The sequence below is a fragment of the Streptomyces sp. NPDC026659 genome, from assembly GCF_040638245.1.
GTDB lineage: Bacteria > Actinomycetota > Actinomycetes > Streptomycetales > Streptomycetaceae > Streptomyces.
This window is the reverse complement of record NZ_JBEZXY010000011.1, coordinates 169142-181003: the sequence shown is the minus strand read 5'-3', so window position 1 is coordinate 181003 and position 11862 is coordinate 169142. Positions and strand designations below refer to the sequence as shown.

Below are 11862 nucleotides of genomic sequence, written 5' to 3'. Positions count from 1 at the left end.
GGCCCGCCGCCTGCCCGGCGGAACACGATCCGGCCTGGATAGCACACCGGCCACGGACACCGCGAGGGCGGTGCGCCCCGGAACCGGTGAAGATCCGGTGTCCGGGGCGCACCGCCCTCGGCCGACGGGACCCGCGGTCGGGGTCCCACCGGTACTGCTGTCCGCTACTGCTGTCCGCGCGCCGCGGCGGCTACTTCTGGTCGCCGAGCCCGGGCTGGTCGAAGGTGTCCGGGATGGGCAGCGTGCCCCAGCGGTTGATCGGCCACGCCTTGACGATCGCGCGTCCGACGACGTCCTTCACCGGGACCATGCCATGGTTCTTGTCGTCCTGGTTGTAGCGCGAGTCACGCGAGTTCTGGCGGTGGTCGCCCATCACCCAGATGTAGCCCTTGGGGACCTTCACCTTGAACTGGCCGCCCTCGTCGTCCACGCTGCACGGGGTGTTGCCCGGGTAGACGAACGGCTCGTTCAGCGCCTTGCCGTTGACCATCAGCGGGCCGTCGTTCTTGCACTCGACGGTGTCGCCGCCGACGCCGATGACGCGCTTGATGAGGTCCTTCTCCTCGGCGGACGGCATGAGGCCGATCCAGCTGAGGCCCTTCTGGATCACGTTCTGCTCGGGCGTCGGCTCGCCGCGCAGCCACTGGTCCGGGTCGTGGAAGACCACGACCTCGCCGCGCTCGGGCTCGGAGCCGAACCACGGCGTGAGCTTGTCCACCAGGACGCGGTCACCCTGCTGGAGGGTGTTCTGCATCGAGTCGGACGGGATCGAGAACGCCTGCACCAGGAACGTCTTGATCAGCAGGGCGAGGACGAGCGCGATGCCGACCAGGATCGGCAGTTCCTTCCAGAAGGAGCGCGGCTGGTTCGGCCGGCGTCCGGCCGCGTCCCCGCCGTGCGAGCGGCTCCCGGGCGGCGTGCCGTCACCGTCCGCCGCGGAGCCGTTCGCGGAGTTCACCGCGCCGGCCTGGGCCTCGGCTCCGGGCGCCGCGGACTGGCCGCCGTGCTCCTCGCCGTCGTGCCCGGACCGTGCGCCAACCGCCACATCCCCCACGCCAACTCCTCACTCTCTGCCGCCGCCTGCCCCGGAGCCGGTGCAGGCCCACCACTCCCATAACGAGCGGGAGTTCCGCAGGGGTCGGGAGCCGGGTCATTCCGTTCGGGTCGTCCGAGGCAACCCTATGCGACGGGCGACGAGCGGCAGCCGCTCCCGACACCGAGTCGGTGACGCTTGCGAAGGTTTTAGGTTCCTCCAGGCGCGTCCAGTGGGCGAACGGCCAGCCGATGACCATGGCGCGGCCCACCACGGAGGTCTGGGCGACCGTGCCGCCGTAGGACGTGTTCTGGTGGAAGCGGGAGTCGGCGGAGTTCCCGCGGTGGTCGCCCATCACCCACAGGCGCCCCTTGGGCACCGTGATGTCGAAGGGCATCGTGGAGGGGGCGTTGCCGGGATAGAGGTAGTCGGTCTCGGACAGCGGGACGCCGTTCACCGTGACCTTGCCGTCGGCGTCGCAGCACTTGACGTGGTCGCCGCCGACCCCGATGACCCGCTTGATCAGGTCCTTCTCGTCGTCGGAGGGCAGCAGGCCGATGAAGGTGAGCCCCTCCTTGAACTGCTTGACGCCGACGGGGTCGTTCTTCTTCGGCGTCTGCTCGTCGTTCAGCCAGCCGCCCGGGTCGTGGAAGACCACCACGTCCCCGCGCTTCGGCTCGGACCCGAACCACGGCGTGAACTTGTCGACCAGCACCCGGTCGCCGATCCGGATCGTCTGCTCCATGGAGCCCGACGGGATCACGAACGCCTGCACCAGGAAGGTCTTCAGGACCAGCGCGATGAGGACGGCGACACCGAGCAGCAGCGGGATCTCACGCACGGCCGAACGCCTGCGCTTGCGCTTGACCTTGCGCTGGAGCTTGCGCCGCTCCGCGCGCGACCTGCCGGGACCCGGCCTGGCGGCGCGCCGCACACCGGTGGGCAGCAGCTCCTCGGCGGAGCTGCCGGGCACCCCGCGCGGCCTTCCACGACTACCCATGCGTGCCCTCCGCGGCCGGCACGCGCGCGTAGGCGGCGGGACGCTCGAAGCGCGTCCAGCGGTCGTACGGCCATACGATCCAGTCGGCCCGGCCGACGACGGCGCCGACCGGGATCATGCCGCCGCCCGGCGAACCGAGATGGTCGCGGGAGTCGCTGGAGCGGCTGCGGTGGTCGCCGAGGAGGAACAGCCTTCCCTCGGGCACCACGACGTCGAAGGGCACACCGGACGGTGCGTTCCCGGGATGGAGGAACGCCGTCTCGTCGACCGCCCGGACGTTCACCTCGATCCTCCCCTTCTTGTCGCAGCAGACGACATGGTCGCCACCCACCCCCACTACGCGCTTGATGTAGTCGGCGTCGCCGAAGTACCCGGTGCCGTCGAAGACGACCACGTCGCCGCGGTGCGGCTGGGCACCGAAACGGTACGCCAACTTATCTACGAGTACGCGGTCGCCGATCCTCAATCCCGGCTCCATCGATCCACTGGGAATCTGGAACGGCCGCACCACGAAAGCGCTGAGGAGGAACAAAAAGACCAGGCAGGTCAGAGCGGTCAGGGTGATCCGGCCGCCCGGCAGCCACTGGGCGGTCCGCTCCACCAACGCGAAACGCGACCGCTCCCGCCCACCCGGAGTCCCGGGCGGGGAGGTGCGGTCGCGTTCCGTCTGCTGAGCTTCGGTGTCCATCGGGGCCAGATGCTATCCGGCCCCGATGTGACTCCGGGAAGGCGCTCAGTTGTCGCGCTTCTCCTTGATCTTCGCGGCCTTGCCGCGCAGCTCACGGAGGTAGTACAGCTTGGCGCGGCGCACGTCACCACGGGTGACGAGCTCGATCTTCTCGACGATCGGGGTGTGCACCGGGAAGGTGCGCTCGACGCCGACGGAGAACGAGACCTTGCGGACCGTGAAGGTCTCGCGGACACCGGAGCCCTGGCGGCGGATGACAACGCCCTTGAACTGCTGCACACGGGAGCGGTTGCCCTCGATGACGCGCACGTGGACGTTGACGGTGTCACCCGGGCGGAAGGCCGGGATGTCGGTGCGCAGCGACGCGCCGTCGACGGTGTCGAGCAGGTGAGACATTTCGTCTGCTTTCTTCGCCGATGCCACAGGTCATCAACGGAAGCTAGGTGGAACAACAGGGTCGCCGTGCGGGTCGGAACGGGCGTCGTGTCCCCCTGCGGCAGGGGCGCACGCCGGACGGACGCACAACAGCGGACTATTCTTCCACGCTCTCGGTCCTGCGCCAAAATCGCCCGTACGGCACCCCGTCCGGGTCCGGCGCCCAGCCCAGGATGGAGAGCATCTCCCGGTCCTTCTTGTCGAAGACCTTCGGGTCGCAGCGCTCGATCAGGTCGGGCCGGTTGAGGGTCGTACGGCGCAGGGCCTCGTCGCGGCGCCAGCGGGCGATCTTCCCGTGGTGGCCGCTGAGCAGCACCTCGGGGATGTCCCGGTCGCGCCACACCGGCGGCTTGGTGTAGACGGGCCCCTCCAGGAGGTTCGCCATCGCGCCGGGCGCGAAGGAGTCGTCCCGGTGGGACTCCGCGTTGCCCAGGACACCGGGCAGCAGCCGCGCCACGGCCTCCGTGATGACCAGGACGGCCGCCTCGCCGCCCGCGAGCACGTAGTCGCCGATGGAGACCTCGTAGACCGGCATCCGGGTCGCGTACTCGTCCATCACGCGCCGGTCGATGCCTTCGTACCGGGCCGGGGTGAAGATCAGCCAGGGTCGCTCGGACAGTTCGACGGCCAGTTCCTGGGTGAACGGACGGCCGCTGGGCGTGGGGACGATCAGCGCGGGGGCCTGGGCACCGGACTCGTAGCCCTCGGCCAGGACGGTGTCCAGCGCGTCGCCCCACGCCTCGGTCTTCATGACCATGCCGGGGCCGCCGCCGTACGGGGTGTCGTCGACCGTGTTGTGCCGGTCGTACGTCCACGAGCGCAGGTCGTGCAGATGCACGCCGAGCTGGCCCCGGGCCCGCGCCTTGCCGACGAGGGAGACGTTCAGCGGCTCCAGGTACTCCGGGAAGATCGTGACGACGTCGAGCCTCATGCGTCGTCCTCGTCCCGGGACGAGGCGATCTCGGCACGGTCGTCGATCAGACCCGGCGGGGGCGTGATGACCGCCTTCTGCTCCGCCAGGTCGATCTCGCGGACGATCTCCTCCACGAAGGGGATCATGACCTCGCTGCCGTCCGGGCGCTCGACGATGAACAGGTCCTGCGAGGGCAGATGCGAGATCTCGGTGATCCGGCCGACCTCCGTACCGTCCGCGGTGACCACGTCGAGGTCCATGAGCTGATGGTCGTAGTACTCGTCCTCCTCCTCGGGGAGTTCGTCCGGGTCCACGTCGGCGATCAGCAGGGTGTTGCGCAGCGCCTCGGCGCCGGTCCGGTCGTTCACCCCCTCGAAGCGCAGAAGGAGACGGCCGCTGTGGACGCGGCCCGTGGCGATGGTGAGCGGCCCGGCCGAGGCCGGGTCGGTGGCCAGGACGGCGCCCGGCCCGAGCCGGAGCTCCGGCTCGTCGGTACGCACCTCGACGGTGACCTCGCCCTTGATGCCATGAGCACGGCCGATCCGCGCGACTACCAGCTGCACGAGTCCAACTCTCCTGTCATACGACTACGGGCCGGGGACGGCCCAGTGGCCCTCCCCGGCCCGAGCCGGATTGCTGTGATGCGTCAGCGAACGTGATCCACGTCGACCAGGTCGACCCGGACACCACGACCGCCGATGGCGCCCACGACGGTGCGCAGGGCACGCGCGGTACGGCCATTGCGGCCGATCACCTTGCCGAGGTCGTCGGGGTGGACCCGGACCTCCAGCACGCGCCCGCGGCGCAGATCGCGCGAGGCGACCTGCACGTCGTCGGGGTTGTCGACGATGCCCTTCACGAGGTGCTCAAGCGCCTCTTCGAGCATGGTGCTCAGGCCTCGGTCGACTCGGACTCGGCAGCGGCCTCGTCCTTCTTCTCAGCCTTCTTCTTCTGGGTGATGGCCTCACCCTTGCCCTCGGTGTCGCCACCGAGCGCCTCGAACGACGGACGGGCCGGCTTGGGCTCGGCGACGAGCAGCGGCGCGGGAGCCGGCTCGCCCTTGAACTTCTGCCAGTCGCCGGTCTTCTTCAGGATGGCGAGAACCGGCTCGGTCGGCTGCGCGCCGACACCCAGCCAGTAGGCGACGCGGTCGGCGTCCACCTCCATGACCGAGGGGTTGTACGTCGGGTGGTACTTGCCGATCTCCTCGATGGCCCGGCCGTCACGGCGGGTACGGGAGTCGGCGACGACGATGCGGTAGTGAGGCGAACGGATCTTGCCCAGACGCTTCAGCTTGATCTTGACTGCCACGGGAGTGAGTTCTCCTGGTTTTGACGTGTTGGGCACGGCGGAGGTTGCCGCGTGGGGTTGCGGTACCCGAGTGCCCGATGGACGCGTCAGCCGGAGGAGAGAGGGGTCCTGTGCGACTGTCGAGTACAGCTAGCCATTGTGCCACACCCTGCGGGGCCTTCCGGGACAGGGTTGGTGATCTTGGGGATGCTTGCAAGGCGCCCGGTGCTGCACCCTGCGCCCACCCGTGCCGCCCTGCGGCACGACTGCCCGCAGGGGTACGCGGCCAGGACCCGCTTACCGGTGATACGACTGCCACGAGCAGCCGTGTCGTCAGCTTGCCGCTGCTACCGCCTCCGGGATGCGGAACGGTTTGCCGCAGCCGCCGCAGACGATCGGGGCCTGTTCGAGGACCGAGGGGACCACGCGGACGTTGCGGCCGCAGTCGCAGACGGCCTTGACGCGGACGCCGCCACCGGAGGAGCCGTGGCGCGCGGCCGGGCCCCGGAAGGAGCGGGCGGTGTCGGCGGAGGTGGCCACCGTGTGCGCCTTCAGGGCGCGCTGGAGGCGTTCCATGGTCGGGCGGTACCGCCGCTTGGCCTCGGGGTTGAGCGTGACCAGCGAGAAACCGCTGCTGGGGTGCGGCTCCTCGGGGTGGTCGAGGCCCAGCTCCTCGGCGATGGCCAGGAAACGGCGGTTGTGGTAGCGGCCGGCACGGGAGGTGTCGCGGACACCCCGGGCGGCGGCGATGCCGTGGACTGCCTCGTGCAGCAGTCGTTCGAAGGAGAGCTCGTGTCCGCACGCGGACGACGACTCCCCGATCAGGGATTCCGGCGCGGCGAGATCAGGCAGCTCGGGGTGGTACCGCTGAATGTCGGCCCACGCCTGCGCCAGTTCCGCGGCGAGGACAGGTGGTGTCTGTGTCGTGCTCACGTAATGACAACGAGCGTGGGTGCCCTCGTGTTCCTATTCCGGGGCATCTCAAATAATTTGCACCTACCCGTCAGTTGCCGCCGATACGGCCGACGCGGGGCGGGTACGCAGATCTGCGGAGAAGCCGCACAGCTCGTACCAAGCCGGTGCTCAGCGGGACTCCCCGCCCCCGCGACGTTACCGGTGCCCGCCCGTGGCCCCGCACCCGCCCCTCAGGTTGCGGGGGCGTGAAATCTGGCCACACACGTCCACACCCCCCAAGCCGGACGCCGCAACCACTGGACGCCGCCGCGCGCCCGGAGTTACCTGGCATACGTGGAGTGCGCGCACGACCACGGGGGGCCACGCCCACGGGCACGTACGCGAACTGTCGGCGATTGGGGCGCTTACCTATGACACCTACGCTCGTGCGGGAGCACCTGTCCCACGCGGGTTCCGCACCACCCGGCGCGGACCCCCGAGCACGCGCGCGCGACTGGTCCGAGATCCAGGAGCGCATGTGGGAACCGCTCTACGAAAGTGTCCACGAACGACTCGACGTCGGACCCGGCACCCGGCTCCTCGGCCTGCGCTGCGGCTCCGGGCTCGCCCTGCTGCTGGCGGCCGCCCGGGGCGCCGCCGTCACCGGGGCCGACTCCTCCCCGGAACGGCTCGCCCTGGCCCGCGACCGTCTGTCGCCCGGCCCGGAGCAAGGCACGGACACGGCAGCCGTCCCCCGGCTGCTGGACGCGCTCCCCGCCGAGGCGGACCCGCCCGGCTACGACCTCGTCACCGTCTTCGAACCCATCGGCTGCCGCCCCGGCGACGCCGACTCCCTCGGCGCCCTGCTCGCCGGTGCCCTCCCCCTCGCGGCACACGGCGCGGCCGTCGTCCTCACCGCCTGGGGACCGCCGGAGCGGTGCGCCACCTCCGCCGTCCTCGGCGTGGCCGCCAAACTGGCCGACCCGCTGCACGGCGCCCGCGGCCGGAGCCCGGCCCGCCGCGACGACCTGGAGGAGGTCGCCCAGCGTGCGGGCCTGCGGCCGGACGGCTCGGGCCGGGTCGCCTGCCCCTTCGGCTACGCCGATGCGGACAGTGCCGTACGCGGGTTGCTGTCGACCGGCCTGTTCGACGGGGCGATCGCGGCGACCGACCGCAAGCAGGTGGAGAAGGAGCTGGCGGAGGCGCTGCATCCGTATCAGCGCGCGGACGGCATCGTGTGGATGCCGAACGTCTTCCGGTACCTGATAGCCCGGGTGCCCTGACCCGTCCCCTCGACAACGCGCGAGGGCGCCCCTCGTGAAGAAGGGCGCCCTCGGGGACGTCGTGCGCGGGCTCGGTCAGCCCATGAACTTCTTGAACTCGTCCGGCAGCTCGAAGTCCTGGCCGCCCTGCTGCGGCGGGACACCGAAGGCGTTGCCGCCCTGAGCGGCGGCCTCGCGGCGCTGGGCCTCCTCCAGCTCCTGCTGCTGGCGCTTCATCGGGTTGCCCGAGCGCTGCTTGCCCTTGGCCTTCTTCGGCTGCTTCTTGCTGCGGCCGGGGCCGCCGCCCATGCCCGGCATCCCCGGCATGCCCGGCATGCCGCCGCCCTGGGCCATGCGCGACATCATCTTGCGGGCCTCGAAGAAGCGCTCCACCAGGCCCTTGACCGCGCTGACCTCGACACCGGAACCCTTGGCGATACGGGCGCGGCGGGAGCCGTTGATGATCGTCGGGTCCTGGCGCTCGCCCGGGGTCATCGACTTGATGATCGCGGCCGTGCGGTCGACGTCGCGCTCGTCGATGTTGTTGATCTGCTCCTTGATCTGGCCCATGCCGGGGAGCATGCCGAGCAGCTTCGAGATGCTGCCCATCTTCCTGACCTGTTCCATCTGGGACAGGAAGTCGTCCAGGGTGAAGTCCTGGCCCTTCTTCGACGCCAGCTTGGAGGCCATCTTCTGGGCCTCTTCCTGGCTGAACGTCTTCTCCGCCTGCTCGATCAGGGTGAGGATGTCACCCATGTCGAGGATGCGGGAGGCCATCCGGTCAGGGTGGAACGCGTCGAACTCGTCCAGCTTCTCGCCGTTGGACGCGAACATGATCGGCTTGCCGGTGACCTGACGGATCGACAGGGCGGCACCACCGCGGGCGTCACCGTCGAGCTTGGAGAGCACCACACCGTCGAAGCCGACGCCGTCGCGGAACGCCTCGGCGGTGTTGACGGCGTCCTGACCGATCATCGCGTCGACGACGAACAGGATCTCGTCCGGGCGGACCGCGTCGCGGATGTCCGCGGCCTGCTGCATCATCTCCTGGTCGATGCCCAGGCGGCCCGCGGTGTCCACGATCACGATGTCGTGGACCTTGGCCTTGGCGAACTCGATGGAGTCCTTGGCGACCTTCACCGGGTCGCCGACGCCGTTGCCCGGCTCCGGCGCGTACACCGCGACACCGGCGCGCTCGGCGACGACGCTCAGCTGGTTGACGGCGTTGGGGCGCTGGAGGTCACAGGCGACGAGCAGCGGGGAGTGACCCTGCTCCTTGAGCCACCGGCCGAGCTTGCCCGCGAGCGTGGTCTTACCGGCACCCTGGAGACCGGCCAGCATGATCACGGTGGGGGGCTGCTTGGCGAAGCGGAGGCGGCGGGTTTCTCCGCCGAGGATCGTGACGAGCTCGTCGTTGACGATCTTGAGAACCTGCTGGGCAGGGTTGAGCGCCTTGGAAACCTCGGCCCCGAGGGACCTCTCCTTGACGTTCTTGATGAACGAGCGGACGACAGGGAGCGCGACGTCGGCCTCAAGGAGCGCGATGCGGATCTCGCGGGCCGTGGCGTCGACGTCCTCCTCGGACAACCGGCCCTTGCCGCGGAGATTTTTGAACGTCGCGCTGAGACGGTCGGAGAGGGTATCGAACACGGTGGCGTCGGTCCTCGGGGTTGGAGTGGTTTGGGCTGCCCTCCAGGGTATCCGGCCTTGCAAGTAAATCGTCCCCGCCTACCGGGCACAGCAGGCGGGCGGGGACGCACCCCCGCACCTGCGGGGAGCATGTCGCATCCATGTCGGCCTCTGTCAGGAGACCCGGATCACCCCCGCGCCGGCGGGGAGCACATCCGGTGAACACGCGACACGCTCAAAAAGTCACGCCCGCAATGTCTCCTCCAGCATCCGGGCCACCGAAGCCGCGTCCTCCGTCGGCAGCGGCGCCCCCGTCCCCGTCGTGACGTAGAAAGCATCCACGGCATTGGAACCCAGCGTGCTCACATGCATGCTCCGTACCCGTACCCCCGCCTTCTCCAGGGCCGTTCCGATGCGGAACAGCAGGCCCGGGGCGTCCTGGGCGCGGACCTCGATGACCGTGGCGTGGTGGGAGGCGGCGGGGGCGACGGTGACGCGGGGTGGTGGGGCGGGCCAGCCCCGGCGGCGGGGGTAGGCGGCGTCGCGTTCGGCGAGGCGGCCGGTGATGTCGAGGGTGCCGTCGAGGGCGCGGACGAGGTCGGCGCGGAGGCGGGCGGCCTGGGGCAGGGAGCCGTACTCGGCGGCGACACGCCAGTCCAGGAGCAGGACGGAGCCCCCCTCGTCCACGTCGTCGGGCAGCCGCAGGGCGCGCAGCTCGGCGGTGCGGACGGTGAGGCGGTGCACGGCGAGCACGCCCGCGACGGCGGGCAGGACGCCGGGCTGGTCGGGTACGGCGATGAGGAGTTCGACGCCGAGGGGTTCGGGTTCGCCGGAGTCCTCGTCGGCGACTGCGGGCTCCGTCTGGGCGCGCAGGGCGAGGACGGGGCCGCCGGTGCGGTGGGCCTCGATGGCGAGGCGTTCCTGTTCGGCGGTGGGGGCGCCGGGGTCGGGTTCGTCGGGGGTGTCCCCGGCGAGGACGGCGGAGACGCGGCGTACGAGGTCGTCGACGAGGGAGCCGCGCCAGGAGGACCAGGCGGCGGGGCCGGTGGCCAGCGCGTCGGCCTCGGTGAGGGCGTGCAGGAGTTCCAGGGTGCTCTGGGTGCCGACGGCCTCGGCGACGGCGTGGACGGTGGCGGGGTCGTCCAGGTCGCGGCGGGTGGCGGTGTCGACGAGGAGCAGGTGGTGGCGGACGAGGGTGGAGAGGACGGTCACGTCGGAGCGGTCGAAGCCGATGCGGGCGGCGACGTCCTTGGCGATGATCTCGCCGGCCACGGAGTGGTCGCCGGGCCAGCCCTTGCCGATGTCGTGCAGCAGGGCGGCGACGAGGAGGAGGTCGGGGCGGCTGACGCGCCGGGTGAGGGCGGAGGCGCGGACGGCGGTCTCGATGAGGTGCCGGTCGACGGTCCAGACGTGGACGGCGTTGCGCTGGGGGCGGCAGCGGACCCGTTCCCAGTCGGGGAGCAGTCGGCTGATCAGGCCCTCGGCCTCCAAGGCCTCCCAGACGTCGACGGTCGGGCGCCCCGAGCCGAGCAGCGTGACGAGCTGTTCGCGGGCCTCGGCGGGCCAGGGGGTGGGCAGCGGGCGGGCGAGGGAGGCCATGCGGCGGACGGCGTGCGGGGAGAGCGGGAGTCCGGCCTGTGCGGCGGCGGCCGCGGCGCGCAGGGGGAGGACGGGGTCGCGTTCGGGGCGGGCGGTGCGGGCGAGCACGGCCTCGCCGTCCTGTTCCACGACGCCCTCGGCGAGCGGTGAGCGCTCCACGGGGGGCTTTCCACCGCCGAGCATGGCGCGCAGGCGCGGTCGTACGGCGCGGGAGCGCAAAACGCGGCCCACTTCGCGCCAGGTGACGTCGCCCGCGTAGGAGATGATCCCGGCCGCTTCGTAGACCTGGCGGAGGAGGGTGTCGGCGTCGAGGAGGCCGAGTTCGGCGGCGACCTGGTCCTGTTCCTGGAGGGCGAGGCGGTCGGTGGCGCGGCCGGTGACGAGGTGGAGGGCGTCGCGGGCGTCGAGGAGGCGGCGGCGGGCGTCGGCGAGTCCTTCGCGGGGTGCGTCGGCGAGCCAGGAGGCGGCGACGGCGCGCAGGGCAGTGGCGTCGCGCAGCCCGCCGTGGGCCTCCTTGAGGTCGGGTTCGAGGAGGTAGCGCAACTCGCCCTGGCGCTCGGCGCGTTCGGCGCAGAGTTCCTGGAGTTCGGGGAGGCGTTTGGGGGCCTGGTTGCGCCAGTCGGCGAGGACGGCGGTGCGCAGTCCGGCGGTGAGGCCGAGGTCTCCGGCGAGGTGGCGGGCGTCGAGGAGGCCGAGGTGGACCTTGAGGTCGTCCCCGGCGGTCTTGCGGGCCTCGGCGGGGGTGCGGACGGAGTGGTCGAGGGTGAGGCCGAGGTCCCAGACGGGGTACCAGAGGCGGTCGGCGAGGGCGGCGACGGCGGTGGGGTCGCTGCCGTCGTGCAGCAGGACGAGGTCGAGGTCGCTGCGGGGGGAGAGTTCGCCGCGTCCGTAGCCGCCGACGGCGACGAGGGAGACGCCCTTGATGCCGGGGGCGGCGGTGGCGAAGAGTCCGGCGAGCCAGTCGTCGGTCAGTTCGGCGAGGGCGGCGCGGCGCGGCGGCCCGGGCCGCTCCCCCTCGGTGAGGAGGCGCAGCCGGGCCGCCGCGTAGCCGCTGGGTCCCGAGTCGTCGGTTTCTTTCCGGTCATCCGTGCGCGTCACCCAGCGGCTCCTGTTCGTGTC

General features: G+C 71.1%; 12 protein-coding genes. 1 reads left to right on the top strand and 11 read right to left on the bottom strand.

Annotated elements, in window-relative coordinates; genetic code table 11:
* Positions 1 to 190: 190 nt before the first annotated feature.
* The 9 genes from lepB (AB0E91_RS26155) to AB0E91_RS26115 form a co-directional block, all read right to left on the bottom strand.
* Positions 191 to 958, bottom strand: coding sequence for a signal peptidase I (gene lepB / locus AB0E91_RS26155; protein WP_361786590.1), 768 nt, complete (start codon positions 956 to 958; stop codon positions 191 to 193).
* Positions 924 to 2033 carry a signal peptidase I gene (gene lepB / locus AB0E91_RS26150; RefSeq protein WP_361786587.1) on the bottom strand — a complete coding sequence of 370 codons (1110 nt, stop codon included), beginning with the start codon at positions 2031 to 2033 and terminating at the stop codon, positions 924 to 926. Before lepB (AB0E91_RS26150) ends, lepB (AB0E91_RS26155) begins: the two co-directional genes overlap by 35 nt.
* Positions 2026 to 2721 (bottom strand): signal peptidase I, encoded by a 696-nt coding sequence (gene lepB, locus AB0E91_RS26145; RefSeq protein WP_361786584.1) that lies wholly within the window; start codon positions 2719 to 2721, stop codon positions 2026 to 2028. The genes lepB (AB0E91_RS26150) and lepB (AB0E91_RS26145) overlap by 8 nt, the downstream gene beginning before the upstream one ends.
* 45 nt (positions 2722 to 2766) lie before the next feature.
* Positions 2767 to 3117, bottom strand: coding sequence for a 50S ribosomal protein L19 (gene rplS / locus AB0E91_RS26140; RefSeq protein WP_121786682.1), 351 nt, complete (start codon positions 3115 to 3117; stop codon positions 2767 to 2769).
* Positions 3118 to 3253: 136 nt separating this feature from the next.
* The gene (gene trmD / locus AB0E91_RS26135; RefSeq protein ID WP_361786581.1) at positions 3254 to 4087 is read right to left on the bottom strand and encodes a tRNA (guanosine(37)-N1)-methyltransferase TrmD; all 834 of its coding nucleotides are present in this window, start codon (positions 4085 to 4087) and stop codon (positions 3254 to 3256) included.
* Positions 4084 to 4632, bottom strand: coding sequence for a ribosome maturation factor RimM (rimM, locus tag AB0E91_RS26130; RefSeq protein ID WP_361786578.1), 549 nt, complete (start codon positions 4630 to 4632; stop codon positions 4084 to 4086). Before rimM ends, trmD begins: the two co-directional genes overlap by 4 nt.
* A gap of 83 nt (positions 4633 to 4715) precedes the next feature.
* The gene (locus AB0E91_RS26125) at positions 4716 to 4955 is read right to left on the bottom strand and encodes an RNA-binding protein (RefSeq protein WP_005479813.1); all 240 of its coding nucleotides are present in this window, start codon (positions 4953 to 4955) and stop codon (positions 4716 to 4718) included.
* 5 nt (positions 4956 to 4960) lie between these two features.
* A complete protein-coding gene (gene rpsP, locus AB0E91_RS26120; protein WP_018544757.1) occupies positions 4961 to 5380 on the bottom strand; it encodes a 30S ribosomal protein S16 in 420 nt (139 codons plus the stop codon).
* A 312-nt stretch (positions 5381 to 5692) separates the two neighbouring features.
* A complete protein-coding gene (locus tag AB0E91_RS26115) occupies positions 5693 to 6292 on the bottom strand; it encodes a hypothetical protein (RefSeq protein WP_161180512.1) in 600 nt (199 codons plus the stop codon).
* Between the two features lie 392 nt (positions 6293 to 6684).
* Here AB0E91_RS26115 and AB0E91_RS26110 point away from each other — a divergent pair, with 392 nt between their 5' ends.
* Positions 6685 to 7536, top strand: coding sequence for an SAM-dependent methyltransferase (locus AB0E91_RS26110; protein ID WP_361786575.1), 852 nt, complete (start codon positions 6685 to 6687; stop codon positions 7534 to 7536).
* 75 nt (positions 7537 to 7611) lie between these two features.
* Here the strand turns inward: AB0E91_RS26110 and ffh are convergent, their stop codons facing one another.
* Together ffh and AB0E91_RS26100 are read right to left on the bottom strand one after the other, a co-directional pair.
* Complete coding sequence (gene ffh, locus AB0E91_RS26105) at positions 7612 to 9165, bottom strand: signal recognition particle protein (protein WP_361786572.1); 1554 nt, start codon at positions 9163 to 9165, stop codon at positions 7612 to 7614.
* Positions 9166 to 9387: 222 nt separating this feature from the next.
* Positions 9388 to 11841 (bottom strand): [protein-PII] uridylyltransferase, encoded by a 2454-nt coding sequence (locus AB0E91_RS26100; protein ID WP_361786569.1) that lies wholly within the window; start codon positions 11839 to 11841, stop codon positions 9388 to 9390.
* Between the last annotated feature and the right edge of the window lie 21 nt (positions 11842 to 11862).

Bases quoted from the DNA above. Each gene is read 5' to 3' on its own strand.
- lepB (WP_361786587.1), bottom strand. From the start codon at position 2,033: ATGGGTAGTCGTGGAAGGCCGCGCGGGGTGCCCGGCAGCTCCGCCGAG.
- lepB (WP_361786584.1), bottom strand. From the start codon at position 2,721: ATGGACACCGAAGCTCAGCAGACGGAACGCGACCGCACCTCCCCGCCC.
- rplS (WP_121786682.1), bottom strand. From the start codon at position 3,117: ATGTCTCACCTGCTCGACACCGTCGACGGCGCGTCGCTGCGCACCGAC.
- trmD (WP_361786581.1), bottom strand. From the start codon at position 4,087: ATGAGGCTCGACGTCGTCACGATCTTCCCGGAGTACCTGGAGCCGCTG.
- AB0E91_RS26125 (WP_005479813.1), bottom strand. From the start codon at position 4,955: ATGCTCGAAGAGGCGCTTGAGCACCTCGTGAAGGGCATCGTCGACAAC.
- AB0E91_RS26110 (WP_361786575.1), top strand. From the start codon at position 6,685: ATGACACCTACGCTCGTGCGGGAGCACCTGTCCCACGCGGGTTCCGCA.